The 17,876-nt window shown below is 72.7% G+C and carries 16 protein-coding genes; 8 read left to right on the top strand and 8 right to left on the bottom strand.

Translation table 11 applies throughout. The features are described 5' to 3' along the window. The first annotated feature begins 33 nt into the window (after positions 1-33). Genes QIT00_RS01025 through QIT00_RS01015 form a run of 3 tightly spaced genes read left to right on the top strand, consistent with a single transcriptional unit; the run spans position 34 to position 3,463 of the window. Positions 34-1,413 carry an FtsW/RodA/SpoVE family cell cycle protein gene (locus QIT00_RS01025; RefSeq protein WP_282533074.1) on the top strand — a complete coding sequence of 460 codons (1,380 nt, stop codon included), beginning with the start codon at positions 34-36 and terminating at the stop codon, positions 1,411-1,413. A 45-nt stretch (positions 1,414-1,458) separates the two neighbouring features. Next, positions 1,459-2,916 carry a peptidoglycan D,D-transpeptidase FtsI family protein gene (locus QIT00_RS01020; RefSeq protein WP_282533073.1) on the top strand — a complete coding sequence of 486 codons (1,458 nt, stop codon included), beginning with the start codon at positions 1,459-1,461 and terminating at the stop codon, positions 2,914-2,916. Positions 2,917-2,959: 43 nt separating this feature from the next. Further along, the gene (locus tag QIT00_RS01015; RefSeq protein WP_282533072.1) at positions 2,960-3,463 is read left to right on the top strand and encodes a DUF3291 domain-containing protein; all 504 of its coding nucleotides are present in this window, start codon (positions 2,960-2,962) and stop codon (positions 3,461-3,463) included. Here QIT00_RS01015 and QIT00_RS01010 read toward each other — a convergent pair. After that, on the bottom strand, positions 3,456-4,307 hold the full coding sequence (locus QIT00_RS01010) for a hypothetical protein (protein WP_282533071.1): 852 nt from the start codon (positions 4,305-4,307) through the stop codon (positions 3,456-3,458). The two genes, QIT00_RS01015 and QIT00_RS01010, sit on opposite strands and share 8 nt — an antisense overlap. A gap of 38 nt (positions 4,308-4,345) precedes the next feature. After that, entirely contained in the window at positions 4,346-5,467 is a 1,122-nt protein-coding gene (locus QIT00_RS01005) for a ferritin-like domain-containing protein (protein WP_282533070.1), read from the bottom strand. Between the two features lie 160 nt (positions 5,468-5,627). Between QIT00_RS01005 and QIT00_RS01000 the strand changes: the two genes are divergently transcribed. The 4 genes from QIT00_RS01000 (at position 5,628) to QIT00_RS00985 (ending at position 9,094) form a co-directional block, all read left to right on the top strand. Further along, positions 5,628-6,578, top strand: a complete 951-nt coding sequence (locus QIT00_RS01000; RefSeq protein WP_282533069.1) for an AurF N-oxygenase family protein — start codon at positions 5,628-5,630, stop codon at positions 6,576-6,578. Positions 6,579-6,715: 137 nt separating this feature from the next. Then, positions 6,716-7,453, top strand: coding sequence for a TetR/AcrR family transcriptional regulator (locus tag QIT00_RS00995; RefSeq protein ID WP_282533068.1), 738 nt, complete (start codon positions 6,716-6,718; stop codon positions 7,451-7,453). Between the two features lie 10 nt (positions 7,454-7,463). After that, positions 7,464-7,730: a hypothetical protein gene (locus QIT00_RS00990; protein ID WP_282533067.1), complete on the top strand. Its 267-nt coding sequence runs from the start codon at positions 7,464-7,466 to the stop codon at positions 7,728-7,730. A gap of 203 nt (positions 7,731-7,933) precedes the next feature. Further along, positions 7,934-9,094, top strand: coding sequence for a C40 family peptidase (locus QIT00_RS00985; protein WP_282533066.1), 1,161 nt, complete (start codon positions 7,934-7,936; stop codon positions 9,092-9,094). A gap of 26 nt (positions 9,095-9,120) precedes the next feature. Here the strand turns inward: QIT00_RS00985 and QIT00_RS00980 are convergent, their stop codons facing one another. The 5 genes from QIT00_RS00980 to QIT00_RS38710 are packed head-to-tail and all read right to left on the bottom strand — an operon-like array spanning position 9,121 to position 16,077. Continuing rightward, entirely contained in the window at positions 9,121-10,377 is a 1,257-nt protein-coding gene (locus QIT00_RS00980; protein ID WP_282533065.1) for a styrene monooxygenase/indole monooxygenase family protein, read from the bottom strand. Between the two features lie 55 nt (positions 10,378-10,432). Then, positions 10,433-11,077, bottom strand: a complete 645-nt coding sequence (locus QIT00_RS00975) for a GTP-binding protein (protein ID WP_408909684.1) — start codon at positions 11,075-11,077, stop codon at positions 10,433-10,435. After that, positions 11,058-11,465, bottom strand: a complete 408-nt coding sequence (locus QIT00_RS00970; RefSeq protein ID WP_282533064.1) for a DUF742 domain-containing protein — start codon at positions 11,463-11,465, stop codon at positions 11,058-11,060. Before QIT00_RS00970 ends, QIT00_RS00975 begins: the two co-directional genes overlap by 20 nt. Continuing rightward, positions 11,462-11,953, bottom strand: coding sequence for a roadblock/LC7 domain-containing protein (locus QIT00_RS00965; protein ID WP_282533063.1), 492 nt, complete (start codon positions 11,951-11,953; stop codon positions 11,462-11,464). The genes QIT00_RS00970 and QIT00_RS00965 overlap by 4 nt, the downstream gene beginning before the upstream one ends. Continuing rightward, positions 11,950-16,077 carry a nitrate- and nitrite sensing domain-containing protein gene (locus tag QIT00_RS38710; RefSeq protein WP_349017151.1) on the bottom strand — a complete coding sequence of 1,376 codons (4,128 nt, stop codon included), beginning with the start codon at positions 16,075-16,077 and terminating at the stop codon, positions 11,950-11,952. Before QIT00_RS38710 ends, QIT00_RS00965 begins: the two co-directional genes overlap by 4 nt. A gap of 337 nt (positions 16,078-16,414) precedes the next feature. On the opposite strand from QIT00_RS38710, the gene QIT00_RS00955 reads away from it, so the two are divergent. After that, on the top strand, positions 16,415-17,260 hold the full coding sequence (locus QIT00_RS00955) for a hypothetical protein (protein WP_282533062.1): 846 nt from the start codon (positions 16,415-16,417) through the stop codon (positions 17,258-17,260). 42 nt (positions 17,261-17,302) lie between these two features. Here the strand turns inward: QIT00_RS00955 and QIT00_RS00950 are convergent, their stop codons facing one another. After that, positions 17,303-17,797, bottom strand: a complete 495-nt coding sequence (locus tag QIT00_RS00950) for a MarR family winged helix-turn-helix transcriptional regulator (RefSeq protein ID WP_282533061.1) — start codon at positions 17,795-17,797, stop codon at positions 17,303-17,305. Positions 17,798-17,876: the final 79 nt, after the last annotated feature.

Genomic DNA, 17,876 nt, shown 5'->3' with positions numbered 1-17,876 from the left:
CGTCCGGCGGGACTTCGGGCTACGTTGCCCGACATGACCGGAAGAACCGTTGATGTGACAGACAGGACGGAAACATCCGTTCCGGTGGTTCCGGTCCACCGGCGCCGTGGCACCGAACTCGCCCTGCTCGTCCTCGCGGTGGGCCTGTGTGTGCTCGGCTATCTGAACGTCGGGCTCGCGCGGTACGGGACTGTTCCGGGCAACGTCACCGACTACGGCTGCGGGCTCGGCGCGCTGGCCCTGCTCGCCCACCTGGCGGTGCGGTGGCGCGCCCCGTACGCCGATCCGCTGCTCCTTCCGATCGCGGTGCTGCTCAACGGGCTCGGCCTGGTCCTCATCTACCGGCTCGACCAGGAGACCCCCGACGACCCGGCCGCGCTCGCCCAACTCACCTGGTCCACGGCCGGGGTGGCCCTGTTCATCGTGGTCGTCCTGGTCCTGCGGGACCACCGGGTGCTGCAGCGGTACGCGTATCTGTTCGTCGCCGCCGCGCTCGCGCTGCTCGTCTCGCCGGTGTTCTTCCCGGCCGTCAACGGCGCCCGGATCTGGGTGCGGATCGCCGGATTCTCGCTGCAGCCCGCCGAGTTCGCGAAGATCCTGCTCGCGGTGTTCTTCGCGGCGTACCTGGCGGCCAACCGCACGGCGCTCGCGTACGCCGGACGGCGGGTGTGGAAGCTGCAGTTCCCGACCGGGCGCGTGCTCGGGCCGATCGTGGCGATCTGGCTGCTCAGCGTGGGCGTCCTGGTCCTGGAGCGGGATCTCGGCACCTCGCTGCTGTTCTTCGGGATCTTCGTGGTGCTGCTCTACGTGGCCACCGGGCGCACCGGGTGGATCGCGGTGGGGCTGCTGCTCGCCTGCGTCGGGGCGTTCGCTGTCGGCTCGCTCGAACCGCATGTGCACAGCCGGGTCCAGGACTGGCTGCACCCCTTCGCCACCATCGAGGAGGGCCGCGGGCCGACCCAACTCGCCCAGTCCCTCTTCGCGTTCGCGGCCGGGGGGCTGCTCGGCACGGGGCTCGGCCAGGGCCACTCCACCCTGATCGGCTTCGCCGCGAAGTCCGACTTCATCCTGGCCACCGCGGGCGAGGAGCTCGGCCTGACCGGACTCTGCGCGATCTTCCTGCTCTACGCGATGCTCGTCGCCCGGGGCTGCAAGGCCGGGCTCGCCCTGCGCGACCCGTTCGGGCGGCTGCTCGCGATCGGGCTCGCCTCGATCCTGGCGCTGCAGGTCTTCGTGATCGCGGGCGGGGTCACCGGGCTCATCCCGCTCACCGGTATGGCGATGCCGTTCCTCGCCCAGGGCGGCTCGTCGGTCGTCACCAACTGGATCATCGTCGCGCTGCTCGTCCGGGTCAGCTCCTACGCCCGCTCGCAGCCGCCGGACGCGTACGACTTCCTGTCCGAAGAGGACTGACAACTGCCCGAAGAGGACTAACAACTGCCCGGAGAGGACCGAGGCTTGACCCGTCACATCCGCCGCGCCGCCGCCTTCTGCATGCTCCTGATGCTCGCCCTGGCCCTGAACGCCACCCGCATCCAGGTCTTCGAGGCCGAGTCGTACGACGCCAACCCGGCCAACCGCCGCCAGACCATCGCCCGCTACGGCCAGGAGCGCGGCGACATCTACGTGGACGGGCGGCCGATCACCGGCTCCGTCGACACGGGCGAGCAGCTGCGGTACGAACGGACCTACAAGAACGGCCCGTTGTACGCGCCGGTGACCGGGTATGCCTCGCAGACCTACGGCACGACCCTCCTGGAGGGCGCCGCCGACCCGCTGCTCTCCGGCACCGATCCGCAGCTCGCGCCGTTCCCGATCGTGGACGACGTGACACGGGCGCGGCGCGCGGGCGGGGCCGTGCACACCACGATCGCGCCGTCCGTACAGAAGGCCGCCTACTCCGCGCTCGGCGACCAGCAGGGCGCGGTGGCGGCGCTCGACCCGACGACCGGGCGGATCCTCGCCCTGGTCTCCACCCCCTCGTACGACCCGGAACTGCTGTCGGGGAACGGGGTCTCGGAGGCGCGGCACTGGACGACCCTGAACAACGCGGCGAGCAGGCCGATGCTCAACCGGGCCATCCGGCAGACCTATCCGCCCGGTTCGGCGTTCAAGGTGGTGACCGCGGCGGCCGCCCTGGACGCGGGCGTCGTCACGGACCTGGACGCGAAGACCCGCTCCCCCGACCCGTACACGCTGCCCGGCACGTCCACGAAGCTGACCAACGAGGTCGAGGGCTGCAAGAACGCCTCGCTCCGCCATGCCTTCGAGTGGTCCTGCAACACGGTCTTCGCCAACCTGGGCGCGCGGGTCGGCCTGGACGGCCTGGTCGGGACGGCCGAGCGGTTCGGCTTCAACGACGCCGACCTGCGGATCCCGGCGCGGGTCGCGAAGAGCAACGTCAACCGGGAGATGGAGCCGTCGAGCGTCGCGCTCTCCGCGATCGGGCAGTACGACACGACGGCGACGCCGCTGCAGATGGCGATGGTGGCCGGGGCGGTGGCCAACAACGGGGACCTCAAGGCGCCGCACCTGGTGGACCGTACGACCGACGCCCATGGCCGCGTCCTGTCCAGCACGCACCCCACCTCGCTGCGCCAGACCTTCAACCCGGGCACGGCCTCGCTCCTTCGCGAGCTGATGGTGGGCGTGGTCGAGGAGGGCACCGGGTCGAACGCGGCGATCAAGGGGGCCACGGTCGGCGGGAAGACCGGCACCGCCCAGCACGGCATCGGCAATGCGGGCCTGCCGTACGCCTGGTTCATCTCCTGGGCCCAGGCCGAGGGCGAGCCGCAGCCCGGGGTCGCGGTCGCGGTGGTCGTGGAGGAGGCGGCGGCGGACCGGGACGACATCAGCGGCGGCGGCAGCGCGGCACCGATCGCGCGGGCCGTGATGAAGGCGGCGCTCGCGTTGTGAGACGGGTCTGGGCGCGCCCGCCCGTCGTGCCTAAGGTGCGCCCATGCCCAAGGATTCCTTCGCACCCGAGACCGCGTACGAACTCGCCCAGGTCAACATCGCCCGTCTCAAGTACCCGCTGGACGCACCGGAGTTGAAGGACTTCGTAGACGCGCTCGACCCGGTGAACGCGGTCGCGGACGCGGCGGACGGGTTCGTGTGGCGGCTGCGGAGCGAGTCGGGCAACGCGACGGACGTGCCGGTGTTCGGGGACTCCTGGCTGATCGTGAACATGTCGGTGTGGCGGGACACGAACGCGCTCACGGCCTTCATGTACCAGGGGCAGCACCGCGAACTGCTCTCCCGGCGCTTCGAGTGGTTCGAGCGGGTCGCCGAGGCGATGACGACCCTGTGGTGGGTCCCGGCGGGCCACCGTCCGACGGTCGCGGAGGCGGAGGAGCGACTGCTCCGCCTCCGCGCGGAGGGGCCTACGCCGTACGCGTTCACTCTGCGTACGGCGTTCCCGCCTGAGACCTCGGAGAACGCGGCTTCCCAACAGGTCAGTTGAGAGGTTCGCGCATCTCCTCGCGGATCTTCAGGGTGGTGGCGGCCGCCTCCTTCAGGTCGATCGACTCGGGGTCCTGGGTGGCGGTGGCCGGGTCGACGATACCGACGACGGCGCCTGTGTTGTCGTCCGCCCAGGCGCAGGTGGGCATGGCGGTCGTGGTCCCGGCCTGGTCCGTCGTGAGGACCTGACAGCGCAGGATCTCACCGTCGGTCACGACGTCCTCGGCGGGGACGGCGACCGTCACGCCCTCCCCCTCGGCCGCACCCTCCATCAGGCTCCTGCGGAGGCGGTCGTGGTCATTGATGCGCGCATACGAGCCGGAGACGATCAGCGCCTTGCCCGAGGCGGCACCGTCCGCACCTGCGTACTGCCCGACCACGGGCGTGAAGTCCTTGGCGTACGACTCGTCCCAAGAGCCGTCGTCCTGCGGCCCCTTGTGGGAGAGGTCGGAGGCCAGCTCGTACTCACCGTCGAGCAGGGACTTCGGGAGGGTCAGCTTGTACTCGGCCGGCGGGAAGGAGTCCGAACTCGTGGACGAGCCGCCCGAGTCCCGGTTGCCCCACATCGAGAACAGCACGAGGCCCACGACGATCGCGAAGGCGATGCCGAGCCCGCCCCAGACCGTGGCCGCGGCGTTCTTCCGCGGCGGAGGCGGCGGCGGCCCGCCCCAGCCGCCGGGGCCCGGAGGCGGGTAGGGGCCTTGGCCGTACGGGCCGGGTGGGGGCTGGTGCGGCGGGTACTGCTGCGGGTACGGCTGGGCGTAGTGCTGCGGGGGCGGCGGCTGTTGACCGTAAGGGCCTGCCTGACCGTATCCCCCGGCCTGTGGTGGCTGCGGCGTTGACATGACCGGCACAGTACGTGGCCGCGCCGTGACGCCGACGGTCAGGCCCCCGCCTCGATCGCCTCCTCCACCTCCGCGACCCGTTCCGCCTCCTCCGCCGCGAAGCGTTCCGCGTCCAGTTTCTCGGCGATCTCCTCGTCCTGGGCCATCAGTTGGTCGAGGTTGGCGTTGCCCATCTCGAAGACGCCCATGTCGACGTACGCCTCCTGCAGCCGTTTGCCCCACAGGCCGATGTCGCGTACGCACGGGACGATGCGGGAGAACAGCAACTGGCGGAAGAGCGCGAGGTATTCGGAGTTCTCGCTGTACTCGTCGGCCTCCTGCTTGGGGATGCCCAGGTTCTCCAGGACCTCCACGCCGCGCAGCCGGTCGCGCATCAGGTAGCAGCCCTCGATGACGAACTCCTCGCGCTCGCGCAGTTCGGCCTCGGTGAGCTGTTTGTAGTAGTCGCGAAGCGCCATCCGCCCGAACGCCACGTGCCGGGCCTCGTCCTGCATCACGTACGCCAGGATCTGCTTCGGCAGCGGCTTGTCCGTGGTGTCGCGGATCATGCCGAACGCGGCGAGCGCCAGTCCCTCGATGAGGACCTGCATGCCGAGGTACGGCATGTCCCAGCGGGAGTCGCGCAGGGTGTCGCCGAGCAGCGACTGCAGGTTGTCGTTGATCGGGTAGAGCATCCCGACCTTCTCGTGCAGGAACCGTCCGAAGATCTCCGCGTGCCGGGCCTCGTCCATCGTCTGGGTCGCCGAGTAGAACTTGGCGTCCAGGTCGGGCACGGACTCGACGATGCGGGCCGCGCACACCATCGCGCCCTGCTCGCCGTGCAGGAACTGGCTGAACTGCCAGGACGCGTAGTGCCGGCGCAACTCGCCCTTGTCCTTGTCGGTCATCTTCGACCAGTGCCGGGTGCCGTAGAGCGTGAGCGCCTCGTCGGGGGTGCCGAGCGGGTTGTGCGGGTCGACCTCCAGGTCCCAGTCGATCCGCTTGGCGCCGTCCCACTGCTTGTCCTTGCCCTTCTGGTAGAGGGCGAGGAGACGTTCGCGGCCGTTGCCATTCTTCTGGCCGACAAACATGGCCTCCCAGCTGAAGCGGGCCGATCCGGTCGCCGGGACCTGCCAGAGCGGCTCGCCCGGGTCCTTGCTGTAGAGCTCCTGCGTCGACACCCCTACGCCTCCATCGCCTAGCGAACTGCCGTACGGGACAGGGTCGTTGGCAGGCTCACACGTATGAGACATGGGGTCAACAAGTCGCGCGGGAGGGATTGACTGCCTTACTGACAAGCAGTCTCATAGCCGGAGGGCAACCCGGCCAGGGAGGGAAGCGATGACCACGACCACCACCGAAACCGCCGAGGATCTCGCGCTGCGGCGGATGCGGGACGCCCTCGGCCTGCTCAAGGGCCGCGAGCAGGTGGCCGAACGCCTCCTGGAGTCCTCGGCCAAGCACTCGTACGACCCCGACACCGAACTCGACTGGGACGCCCCGCTCGCGCCGGACAAGTGGTTCTGGCCGCCGGAGCTGGTCTCCCTCTACGACACCCCGCTGTGGCACCGGATGCCGGAGGAGCAGCGGATGGACCTGGCCCGGCACGAGGCGGCCGCGCTCGCCTCGATCGGCGTCTGGTTCGAGATCATCCTGATGCAGCTGCTCGTCCGGCACATCTACGACAAGCCCCTCGGCAGCAGCCATGTGCGGTACGCGCTCACCGAGATCGCGGACGAGTGCCGGCACTCCATGATGTTCGCCCGCATGATCAAGCGGGGTGGCGCGCCGATGTACCAGGTCACGTGGTTCCAGCACAATCTGGCCCGCGTCCTCAAGACCGTCTCCACGACCCCGGGTTCGTTCACGGCGACCCTGCTCGGCGAGGAGATCCTGGACTGGATGCAGCGCCTGACCTTCCCGGACGAGCGCGTCCAGCCCCTGGTACGCGGCGTGACCCGCATCCATGTGGTCGAGGAGGCGCGTCATGTGCGGTACGCCCGCGAGGAGTTGCGCCGCCAGATGATCACCGCACCGCTGTGGGAGCGGGAGTTCACCCGGATCTCCTCCGGCGAGGCGGCCCGCGTCTTCTCGCTGGCGCTGGTCAACCCGCAGGTGTACGAGAACGTCGGCCTGAACCGGCGCGAGGCCCTCGCCCAGGTCAGGGCCAGCGCCCACCGCCGCGAGGTGATGCGCACGGGCGCGCGGCGGCTGACGGACTTCCTGGACGACATCGGCGTACTCCGGGGGGTGGGGCGGAGGCTGTGGCGAAGCTCGGGGCTGCTGGCGTGAAATCCAGCCCGTCTGGGGCACCTCCCGGCCGAAGGCTGGGGGAGTTTGAGGACGAGCCCGCAGGGCGATCGACAGTGCGCAGGACGACGGCAAGAACAACTCGCGGGCCCACCCAGCGGAGCGGATACCCTGCGGGCATGTCCCCGGCAGCCACCCCGCGCGCAACGACCCCCGCCTACCGACGGCTCAGCGTGGAGGAGCGGCGCAGCCAGCTCCTCGACGCCGCGCTGTCCCTCTTCGCGCACAGCGCGCCGGAGGAGGTCTCCCTGGACGACGTCGCCGAGGCGGCGGGCGTGTCCAGGCCGCTGGTCTACCGGTACTTCCCGGGCGGCAAGCAGCAGTTGTACGAGGCCGCCCTGCGCACCGCCGCCGACGCCCTGGAGCAGTGCTTCGACGAGCCCACGCACGGACCGCTCACCGCCCGGCTCGCCCGCGCCCTGACCCGGTACCTCGCGTTCGTGAACGAGCACGACACCGGGTTCAGCGCGCTGCTTCAGGGCGGCAGTGTCGTCTCCACGTCGCGCACGAGCGCCATCGTGGACGAGGTCAGGGCGGTCGCGGCCGCGCGGATCCTGGCCCATCTGCCGGTCACGGAGCCCGGGCCGCGGCTGCATCTGATGGTGCGTACCTGGATCTCCGCCGTCGAGGCCGCCTCCCTGATCTGGCTGGACGAGGGCAAGCAGCCGCCGATGGAGGAGCTGCGGGACTGGCTGCTCGACCACTTCCTCGCCGTGACGACCGCCACGGCCGCCTCCGATCCGCAGACCGCGGAGGTGCTGCGCGCCGCGCTGGAACTGGAGGAGCCCGACGGTGTCGCCGCCTCGCTGGCCGGGCGGGTGCTGCCCGTGGTGAGCGACGCGGCACGCCTGCTGTGAGACTGGTCGCGTGAGAAGCGAGGACATCCCCTTCGAGGGCGGCCCCCTGGACGGCCGGACCCTTCCCATCCTGCTCGGTCCGACCGGCCAGCCGCCGAAGCTGTACGAGGTTCCGGTGCCGGAGGCGGGGGGTGGGCCCCCGACGGTGCTGGTGTACCGGCGCGAGGCCGCGGGGTTCAGCCGGCGGCTCGGTGTTCCGCGGGGCTGGAAGTACGTGTACGACCCGGAGGGGCGGGGTTCCGGCGGGCTCAAGTGGCCGTGGTCCAAGCGCGGCTGAACGTTCGCCGGAGGGGCTGAATTTCAGCCCCTCCGGCGTTTGAGGAGCGGGGTCTGGGGCGGAGCCCCGAAGCTCCGCAGGATTTCGGGAAGGGGCGGGGAGGGGAAGACACACCCGGGACGGGTGACCCGATACCGCCACCAAGCCCCACCCGCCAGGTGCACCGAGCACCACCACCGCATGCTCACCGCGGAGGTGATGGTGTGTCAGCCAAGTGCATCGGCAGGGCCGTCTGCGCCGCGGCGGCGGTGGCGGGCCTGGTGAGTGGGCCCCAGGCCACGGCCGCCCCGGGACCCGGCCCCGAGGAAGGTTCCGTCGCGGGGCTCCTCGCGGACCTCCAGGAGCTGTACCGCAAGACGGAGCAGGCCACCGAGACGTACAACGCCACCGCGGAGAAGCTCAAGAAGCAGCGCGCGGAGGTGAAGAAGCTGGGCGCGGAGCTGACGAAGTCGCGTACCGCCCTGCACGACAGCCGCGCCGCCGCCGGCCGCCTCGCGCGCCGGCAGTACCAGGGCGAGAGCGAGCTGTCCCCGTATCTGAAGCTGCTGCTCGCCCGCGACCCGCGCCGCGCCCTCGACCAGGGTCACGTGGTGCGACGCCTGGCGGCCGAACGCGTCGAGACGGTCGAGCGGCTCGTCGACCGGGAGAAGAAGGCCGACGCGCTCGCCGCCCGCTCCCGGAAGGCCCTGGACGCCCAAGTCGCCCTGGCCGTACGGCAGAAGCAGGACCGGGACGAGGTGACGCGGCGCCTCAAGGACGTCGAGGAGATGCTCGCCGACCTCACCGCCGACGAGCTGGACGCGCTGCGCCGCCTGGAGGAGCGGGGCACCGCCGACGCCCAGCGCGACTTCCTCGGCTCCGGCGCACTCGGCGGCCCGCCCGGCGCACCGGCACGCACCCGCGCCCCCTCGAAGGCGGGCGCCGCCGCGATCCGGTACGCGGTGAAGCAGATCGGCAAGCCGTACGTGTGGGGCGCCGAGGGGCCGAAGTCCTTCGACTGCTCGGGGCTCACCTCGCGGGCCTGGCAGCGCGCGGGCCGGGACATCCCGCGCACCTCGCAGGAGCAGTGGGAGCAGTTGGAGCGGGTCCCGCTGCATCGGCTGCGGCCCGGCGATCTGGTCGTGTACTTCCCCGAGGCCACGCATGTCGCCCTCTACCTGGGCGAGGGCAGGGTCGTGCAGGCCCCGCGCCCCGGCTCCCGCGTCAAGGTCTCCCCGATCGCGGCGAACCCGCTGCTCGGAGCGGTACGCCCGGATCCGGGTGGGCGCCCCTTGTCCGAGTACCGCCCGCCCCGGCTGCCGGAAGGTGCGACGGAGGGGTCGGATCTGGGATACGGGTCGGTGAGGGGGCCCGGAGAGGGATAGCGTCGGACTTGCTCCCCGCCCCGCCCCTAAAAGCCGGTCTGCGACGCCAAGTACCGTTCCGTGTCCTCCGGGTCGTAGAAGTAGTCCTCGAAGTCCGACGGGTCGTCGAAGCCGTTGGCGATGCGGTGGGCCACTTCGGGGTGGTCCGCGGCCGTGGCGAGGAGGGAGATCGTGTGGGCCGGCAGCGGGGCCAGCATCGTGTTGGTCCAGCGCGTGGTGGGCCGGCCCACGGGCTCCCAGTAGCGGGCGAACGTCGTGCGCATCCAGGCCTCGTCGAACGGCTTGTCGCCGTGTTCCAGGATCGAGGCGAGATACGTGGCGGCGCACTTGGCGGCCGAGTTGGCGCCCTGGCCGGTGAGCGGGTCGTTGGTGACCACGGCGTCGCCGACGCCCAGGACCAGGCCGCCGGAGGGCAGCATGGCGACGGGGTTGCGTACGACGGGCGGGTAGCGGCCCGCCAACGTGCCGCCGCTGTCCGTGAGTTCGGCCTTGGTGGCGCGCGCGTACTCCCAGGGCGTGTGGCGCTCCATCAGGGACAGCGTCAGGGCGAGGTGCTCGGCCGGGTCGGCGACGCCGCGGAACGCGTCGACCGGGCCGCCCGGCACGCCCTCCCAGAACAGGATGTCGGCGCGGCCCGAGGTGGTCAGCGTCGGCATGACGATGAGCTCGCCGACGCCCGGCACCATCGTGAGCCTGACCTGCCCGGTGTCGGGCCCGTCCGGACGCGGGCCGAGGCCGTGCACGTACGAGGCGGCGAGGGAGCGCTGCGGCCTGGTGTACGGGGAGCGGGCCGGGTCGCGGTCGAAGAGGTCGACGAGCTCGCCCTTGCCCGAGGCGACCAGGACCAGGTCGTACAGGCGGGAGAAGTAGTCGAGGTCGCCGACGGTGGCGCCGTGGATGACCAGCTGGCCGCCGCGCTGCGCGAAGGTGTCCAGCCAGCCCGCGATCTTCACGCGCTGGTCGACGGACTGCGCGGCGCCGTCGAGCGGGCCGAGCCAGTCGACGGCACGGTGGGCGGGTCCGGGGTCGTGGCTGTCGGGGGCGGCGACGGTGACGCCGAGCGCCTCGATGTCCGGGGCCGGGGACTCCCAGAAGTTCAGCTTCAGGTCCCGCTCGTGCCGCAGGGCCGTGTGGAAGAGGGCCTGGGTCGACATGACACGGCCCGCCCGGATCTCGTCGGCGGTGCGGTGGGACATGAGGGTGACCTCGTAGCCCTGCGCCTGGAGTCCCAGGGCGAGTTGGAGACCGGACTGGCCGGCTCCGGCGATGAGTATCTTCCGCATGCGGTGGTCTCGCTCTCCTGTGCGGCGGCGGCCTCCCGGGCCGCGAGCGGTACGGCTACTCCGGGGTGGTGTCGCAGGCGTGCCGCACGAGGGCGAGCAGCGTCTCGACGACGCTGATCCGGCGGCGCGCGTCCATGACCAGGACCGGCACATGGGTGGGCACGTCGAGCGCCTCGCGCACCTCGTCGGCCGCGAACCGGTCGGAGCCGTCGAAGTGGTTGACGGCCACCACGTACGGCAGTCCGCAGCCCTCCACGTAGTCCAGGGCCGGGAAGCAGTCGTCGAGGCGGCGGGTGTCGGCGAGCACGACCACGCCGGCCGCGCCGCGCACCAGGTCGTCCCACATGAACCAGAACCGGGCCTGGCCGGGGGTGCCGAAGAGGTACAGGACGAGGTCGTCGTCGAGCGTGATCCGGCCGAAGTCCATGGCGACCGTGGTCGTGGCCTTCTGCGGGACCGGGCCCAGGTCGTCGTCCCCGGTGCCGGCGCTCGCCTCGGTCATCAGGGACTCGGTGCGCAGCGGGCTGATCTCGGAGACCGTCCCGACGAGGGTGGTCTTGCCCGCGCCGAAGCCGCCCGCGACCACGATCTTCGTGGCGATGGGTGCGCGGCTGAGGTCGGACTGCCAGGGCTGCAGGCCCGCTTCGGCTTCTGGGGCTTCCTCGGCTGCGGTGAGCGTGTCAGAGGCGGCGGAGTCCACCCAGCACCCTTTCGAGCAGTGCGCGGTCGGGCTGTCCGGGGCCGTGCCCGGTGCCGTACACCCGGACCCTTCCCTGGTCGGCCAGGTCGCTGAGGAGGACGCGGACCACGCCGAGCGGCATCTTCAGGAGCGCGGAGACCTCGGCGACGGTGCGCATCCTGCGGCACACGTCGACGATCGCCCGCATCTCGGGCACACCCCGCCCGCGCGGCGCCACGGCCGGCCGCTCCTCGGCCCCCGGCGCCTGGCTCGCGGCGACGAAGGTCTCGACGAGCAGGACGTGCGCGAAGCGCGTACGGCCGCCGGTGAGCGAGTACGGGCGGACCCGCGCGGGCCTGCGTCCCCGGCCGCGCACCGGCAGCTGCGCGGCGGCGCCCGGGGCGGTCACCGTCCGGTCTCCATCGACTGCCGCAGCTCGCTGCGGAGTTCGGGGGTCAGGACGTGTCCGGCGCGGCCCACGAAGAGGGCCATGTGGTACGCGACGACGCTGACGTCGCAGTCCGGCGCGGCGTGCACCCCGAGCAGCGAGCCGTCACTGATCGACATGACGAAGAGGCTGCCCTCGTCCATGGCGACCACGGTCTGCTTGATGCCGCCGCCGTCCATCAGCTTCGCGGCCCCGATGGTGAGGCTGCCGATGCCGGAGACGATCGTGGCGAGGTCGGCGCTCGACCCCTTCGGCCCGGCGGCGGTCCGCGGCGTCTGGGCCGCGGCGTTCACCTCCGGGTCGGAGGAGAGCAGCAGCAGCCCGTCGGACGAGACCACGGCCACGGAGAGCAGTCCGGGGACCTCCCGGACCAGGTTGTCGAGCAGCCAGTGCAGGTTCTGGGCTTCGCTGCTGAGACGGTACGCACGGGACGTACTGGGAGCGGTCAACTGCGGGCCTCCTCGGCTGGGTCCCCCTGATCGGTCCGGGTCGCCCGGTCGGGCACCTCCCCGGGGGTCACGTCGTCACCGGCTTCGGACCGGGTGGTCCGCTCGGCGAGTTCGGCCTGTACGTCTCGGCGGCCGGAGTTGGCTCCCCGGTGGAAGCTGCCGAGCCTGCGGCGCAGCTCCTCCGGGTCGACGGCGCTGCGGCGGGCCACGGGCTCGGGGGCGGGCCCGGTGGCCTTGGGCGTGCGCACGGGCAGCCCCGTCTCGGTGGTGCGCTCCCGCTGCGGCAGGGCCTCGCGCACCTCGCGCCTGGCCTGCTGCGGGACGGTTTCGGCGTCGGCGGCCCGCTCGTGCCGCTCGTCCGCCTCGGACGCGAGCACGGAGTCACTCGCGGGGGCGGGGAGGGGCGCGGGGTCACCGTCGGCCGACTCGGCCTCTACGCCGAGGAGTTCACGGTCGGCCTCGGCCTCCGGGGAGAGGCCGTCGACACCGAGCGCGTCGGCGAGCGTACGGGGGGCCGGGGCGGGTTCGGGGTCGGGTTCGCCCGCGGAGGCGAGTTCGGCCTCGGGGTCGGGTTCGGGTTCGCCCGCGGAGGCGAGTTCGGCCTCGGAGGCGGGCTCGGGGTCGAGGACGGCCTCGGAGGCGGGCTCGGGGGCGGGTTCGGCCTCGGAGGCGGGCTCGGGGGCGAGTTCGGCCTCGGAGGCGGGCTCGGGGGCGCGTCCGGAGACGGGCTGGGGGTCGAGCGCGTGCTTCGGTTCGGGTTCCGGCTCGGGGTCGAGCGCGGGCTCCGGGTCGGGGTCGAGCGCGTGCTTCGGCTCGGGGTCGAACGCGTGCTCCGGCTCGGGGTCGGGCGTGCGCCCCTGCTCGGGGTCGGGCGTGCGCCCCTGCTCAGGGTCGAGCGCGTGCTCCGGCTCAGATTCCGGCTCGGGGTCGAGCGCGTGCTTCAGCTCGGGGTCGAGCGCCTGCTCGGGGTCGGGCGTGCGCCCCTGCTCGGAGTCGAGCGCGTGCTCCGGGTCGGGGTCGGGGAGCGTGTGCCCCTGCTCGGGGCCGAGCTTGTGCTCCGGCTTGGCCTCGGGGGCGTGCTCAGACGCCGGGTCGAGGTCGAGCGTGCGCCCCACGTTGTCATCGGGGTCGGCGGCGTGCTCCGGCTTGGCCTCGGGGGCGTGCTCGAGCTCGGGCTTCGGCTCGGCGGCGAGCTTTTGCCCGGGCTCCGGTGCGAGGTCCAGCTCGCGGTCGGAGTCGGACTCCAGCTCGGGCTCAGGGCCGAGCGCGTGCCCCGGCTCGGAGTCGGCGGCGTGCTCCGGCTTGGCCTCGGGGGCGTGCTCGAGCTCGGCCTCCGGCTCGGCGGCGAGCTTTTGCCCGGGCTCCGGTGCGAGGTCCAGCCCGCGCTCGGAGTCGGAGTTCAGCTCGGGCTCAGGGCCGAGCGCGTGCCCCGGCTCGGAGTCGGGGGCGTATCCCGGCTTGGCCTTGGGGGCGTGCCCCGGCTTGGCCTCGGGGGCGTGCTCAAACTCGGGCTCCGGCTCGGCGGCGAGCTTTTGCTCGGGCTCCGGTGCGAGGTCCGGCTCGCGGTCGGAGTCGGAGTTCAGCTCGGGCTCTTCGTCACGCTCGGAGCCCCGCTCGTCGCGCTCGTCGCGCTCGACGTCCCGCTCGGAGTCGACGGCATCGGAAGCCTCGGCCTCCGACTCCTCGTCCGCCTCGGGCTCCGTGTCCGCCCCCGGCTCCGCCGCGGCCGCCAGCTCGTCGAAGGCCCGCTCGGCGGCGCGGATGAACGGGTCGTCCGCCGCCTCCTGCTCCACGGGCTCCTCCGCCGTGTCCGGATCCCCCGGCTCCTCCGCCGAACGCCGGTCCAGGACATTGGAGTTGACCTCGGCCTCGGCGCCGGGCAGATGCACCCGCGGCACCGCCGTGACCGCGGCCGCATGCTGCGGGGAGGCCCCGGCCGGGGCGGCGGCGAGGATCGACGTGGGCAGGACCACGAGCGCCGCGAGCCCGCCCTGCTTCTGCTCGCGCAGCTCGACCCGCAGTCCGTGCCGGGCGGCGAGCCGGGCCACGACGTAGAGCCCGAGCCCGAGCCCCTCGGAACCGGCGGCCTCCACCTCAGCGGTCGTCGGCTCGTACGGCTGCCGCGGGTCGAACTCCGTGAGGCGGGCGTTGAGTTCGCGCAGGCGCTCCTCGGGCAGGCCGATGCCCTCGTCGCGTACGGAGAGCATCACGTCGCCGCTCTCCAGGAGCCAGCCGGAGGCCTCGACGGCGGCGTCCGGCGGGGAGAACGACGTGGCGTTCTCCAGGAGTTCGGCGACCAGGTGGCTGATGTCGTCGGCTGTGGAGCCCGCGAGGTGGGTGTGCGGCGGCAGGGACGCGATCCGGACCCGGTCGTACGCGTCGATCTCGCTGACGGCGGCCCGCACCACGTCGACCAGCGGCACCGGTCCCGGGTGGCTGTCGCGGTGCTCGGCGCCCGCGAGGACCAGGAGGTTCTCGCTGTGGCGGCGCATGACCGTGGCGAAGTGGTCGAGCTTGAAGAGCGTGCCGAGGCGGTCGGGGTCCTGCTCGCGCTCCTCCAGGTTCTCGATGACGCCGAGTTGGCGCTCCACGAGGGTGAGGTTGCGCAGGGCGAGCTGGACGACGGTGCCGCCGCCGTCCTTGCCCGCGCGCTCGGCCGCCGCCACCGCCTCGTCGAGCTGCTCGCGCAGCTCCTCGCGCTCGTCGGCGAGCTTCTCGCGCTGCCCGACGAGGTGCTTGCGGTCGCCCTCCAGGAAGGTGAGCCGCTCCTGCAGGCGCTGGGTGTGCGTGTGCAGGGTGTTGACGGAGCGGACGACGGCGGCGAACTCGTCGTTGCGGCCGGTGAAGCGGATCGGCTCGTCCGTGGCCGGGGTCTCGGCGAGCCGGGCGGAGCCGAGCCGGAGGACGGCGAGCGGGCGGGTCAGCGTACGGGCGACGCCGGTGGCGATGCCGACGGCGAGCAGCAGCAGGACGCCGACGAGGGCGATGCGTACTTCGAGCGCGGTGACGTCGTCGTCGCGGAGCGTGGAGAGGCTCTCGATGCGGTCGGCGCCCAGGGTGTTCTCGACGCTGCGCAGCTGCTCGACACGGGCGGAGAGCGCGGCCTCCACCCGCCCCCGGTCGTAGCGGAGTTCGGCGGCGGAGAGCGTCGGCTGGTCGGTGAGCCGGGCCAGGTACCGCTCGGCGGTGGCGACGTCCGGCCCGGTGACGGTGGAGCCGAGCTTGGCCCGGTCGGCGTCGGGTGCGGCGCGCTCGAAGTCGGTACGGGCGGCCTGCTCGCTGACCCGGGCCTGCTGTGCGGCGGCCACGAGGGCGTTGCGGTTGCGGGAGTTGGTACTCGCGGCGGTCTGCGGGCGGCCGGTGACCGGGTCGATGCCGGCGGCCGGGTCGCGGGGCGTGGCGAGGGCGGCGAGCAGCAGGCCGCGGGTGGCGCCGGCCTGCTCGACGGCGCGGTCGAGGTCGGCGAGCGCGCGGGCGCCGGAGCCGGCCCGGGGCGGCATCTTCTCGGCCAGGTCCTCGACGAGGGCGTGCAGTTCGCCGATGGCCTCGCTGTAGGCGTCGTGCGCGTCGAGGGCGGTGCCCCGGCCTTCGGTGGCGGAGCGGCGGACCGCTTCGAGGGCGTCGAGGTCCTTGCGGAGTGCGGCGGGTGCCTCGGCGCGGACTTCCCTGATGCGGCGGTCGACGCCGCCGCGGCCCTCGGTGAGGGCGCTGCGCGCGGCGGGGTCGTCGGGGCGGCCGGCGGCGATGTGGGTGGTGACCTTGTCGCGTTCGTCGGCGAGGGCGTGCGCCAGGGTGACCGCGCTCTTGGTGAGTTCGGCGAGCGTGACGAGTTCCTGGGACTCGGCGAGCTGCGCGGAGGAGGCGGTGATGCCGGGGGCGCCCGCGCCCGCGACGGTGGCGGCGACCACGGCGACGGCCACGACCAGGCGGTTGCGCACCCGCTTGCGGCCGCCCGCGGGGGCGGCGTCGGGCAGCGGCCGCTCGGTGGCGGTGCCTGCCCCCGTGGCGGTGCCCTCAGGAGTGTCGGCGCGCGCCTCGGAGGTCGCGCCCTCGGCGTTCACGGGCCGCTCCGCGGCCTTGTCGCCCTTGCCCCGAGGCCGCTTCATCTGCACCGGTGCTCGCATTCTTGAAGTTCTCGTTCCTCACCGGGGGCACAAGTGACGACGGGTCAACACAGGCCCCTCTGGTACGGCTCATGACCATTCCAGTGCGGTTGAGCAGTGGTCGCCCATCCTTCGCCGGGCCACCCGAAGGAGTGAACATCGACCGGAGTGGCCCGGCAAGTTCCTCGGGCACGCGCATCGACCGCACGCGGAGCGCCGGTTGGACGGGCCGGGCCCGCTTTGGCAAGATGCCCCGCCGCTCGCTTCCCGGAGGCTATCAATCCGGCGAAAACCCGGCGGCGGGGCCGCCGTATCGGCCCAAGTCCCGGTGTGTGCGGAGCTCGTGCAGACTGGCCGCATGCGCATCGAACTGGCCACGGAGCCCGGCGACCCGGGGCGCCCCAACGAGGACTACGCGTCGGTCGCGCTCCCCGCGTCCGGCAAGGGCGGCACGCTGGTGCTGCTCGACGGGGTCACCCCGCCCGCCGACGACTACGGCTGTCTGCATTCCGTCCCCTGGTTCACGGCCCGGCTCGGCGGCGTCCTCGGTGAACTGTCCGGTTCGCGGCGAGATCTGGGCTTGCGGGAGGTCCTGGCCGAGGCCATCGCGCGTACCGCCGAAGCGCACCGGCCAACCTGTGACCTTTCTCACTCCCGTACGCCTCAGGCGACGGTGGTGCTCGTGCGGTGGGACGAGGAGCGGGTCGAGCATCTCGTCCTGTCCGACTCGGCGTTGCTCATGGAAGCGGCCGACGGCACGGTCCGCGCGGTCCTCGACGAGCGCCTCGCCACCCTGCCCCCTCAGATCGACCGGCTGCGCGCGGCCGTACGCGCCCTGCCGGACGGCTCGCTCGAACGGGCCGCCGCGGCACGGGAGTACGTCGCCGGGGTCGAGGCGCTGCGGAACGCGGAGGGCGGGTTCTTCACGGCGGCGGCCGACCCGGACGTGGCGCGGCGCGCGGTGTGCGGGACCCGGCCGCGCGCCGAAGTGCGCAGTGTGGCGGCCCTGACGGACGGGGCGGCGCGCTGGGTGGAGCGGTTCGGCGCGGGCACGTGGACGGAGTGCGTGGCGCTGCTGCGCAAGGCCGGCCCGCAGGAGCTGATCGACCGCGTCCGGGCGCTGGAGTCCGGAACGGGGCCCGGCCCGTCGACCCCGCGCGGCAAGGTGCACGACGACGCGGCGGCGGTGTTCGCGGAGCTGTAGGCGTCCGGAGCCGGGCCGTAGAGCCGTAGAGACGGGCTGGCCCTAGCTCTCCGAGCTGTCGTTCAACTGGCCGAGCAGCCGGGCCAGTTCGGCCACCTCGTGCCGGTCCCACCCGGCCAGGCGCTGCACGTACTTGGCGCGGCGCGCGTCCCGGACCGTGCGGAAACGGGCCCGGCCCTCCTCGGTGAGGCGCATCAGGGAGGCCCGTCCGTCGACGGGGTCCGGGTCGCGGGCGACGAGCCCCAGCTCCTCCAGAGCCCGCAGCTGACGGCTCATCGTGGCCTTGCCGACGCCGATGTACGCGGCGAGTTCGGTGGCGCGCTGCGGCCCGCCCTCCTCAAGGCGGACGAGCAGCCCGTACGCGGCGGGCTCCAGGTCGGGGTGGACGGCGCGGGCCATCTCGCCGGAGGAGGCGCGGGCGCGGCGCAGGAAGACGGTCAACTCGCGTTCCAGGGCGAGGAATTCGTGGTCCACACCACTCTCGGGGCGCGGCGCGTCTCCGCTCACTCCGCCGCTCTGGTGCACGTCAGCAGCCATGAATCGCTTTCCCGTTCCTGAAAGTTTCTTCCCGCGACGCCCTATCGCCGCAGCTCGGCCAGTATTCCGCAGGAGTAGA

Origin of the sequence: Streptomyces luteolus, from assembly GCF_029968015.1 — a bacterium.
Lineage (GTDB): Bacteria > Actinomycetota > Actinomycetes > Streptomycetales > Streptomycetaceae > Streptomyces > Streptomyces luteolus.
Note: the sequence above shows the minus strand (reverse complement) of the source record. Positions and strands in the feature narration are given on the sequence as shown.

What these genes read in the sequence shown, in the direction of transcription:
- QIT00_RS01025 (WP_282533074.1), top strand. Translation starts at nt 34, where the DNA reads ATGACCGGAAGAACCGTTGATGTGACAGACAGGACGGAAACATCCGTT.
- QIT00_RS01015 (WP_282533072.1), top strand. Translation starts at nt 2,960, where the DNA reads ATGCCCAAGGATTCCTTCGCACCCGAGACCGCGTACGAACTCGCCCAG.
- QIT00_RS01010 (WP_282533071.1), bottom strand. Translation starts at nt 4,307, where the DNA reads ATGTCAACGCCGCAGCCACCACAGGCCGGGGGATACGGTCAGGCAGGC.
- QIT00_RS01000 (WP_282533069.1), top strand. Translation starts at nt 5,628, where the DNA reads ATGACCACGACCACCACCGAAACCGCCGAGGATCTCGCGCTGCGGCGG.
- QIT00_RS00995 (WP_282533068.1), top strand. Translation starts at nt 6,716, where the DNA reads ATGTCCCCGGCAGCCACCCCGCGCGCAACGACCCCCGCCTACCGACGG.
- QIT00_RS00980 (WP_282533065.1), bottom strand. Translation starts at nt 10,377, where the DNA reads ATGCGGAAGATACTCATCGCCGGAGCCGGCCAGTCCGGTCTCCAACTC.
- QIT00_RS38710 (WP_349017151.1), bottom strand. Translation starts at nt 16,077, where the DNA reads ATGCGAGCACCGGTGCAGATGAAGCGGCCTCGGGGCAAGGGCGACAAG.
- QIT00_RS00955 (WP_282533062.1), top strand. Translation starts at nt 16,415, where the DNA reads ATGCGCATCGAACTGGCCACGGAGCCCGGCGACCCGGGGCGCCCCAAC.
- QIT00_RS00950 (WP_282533061.1), bottom strand. Translation starts at nt 17,797, where the DNA reads ATGGCTGCTGACGTGCACCAGAGCGGCGGAGTGAGCGGAGACGCGCCG.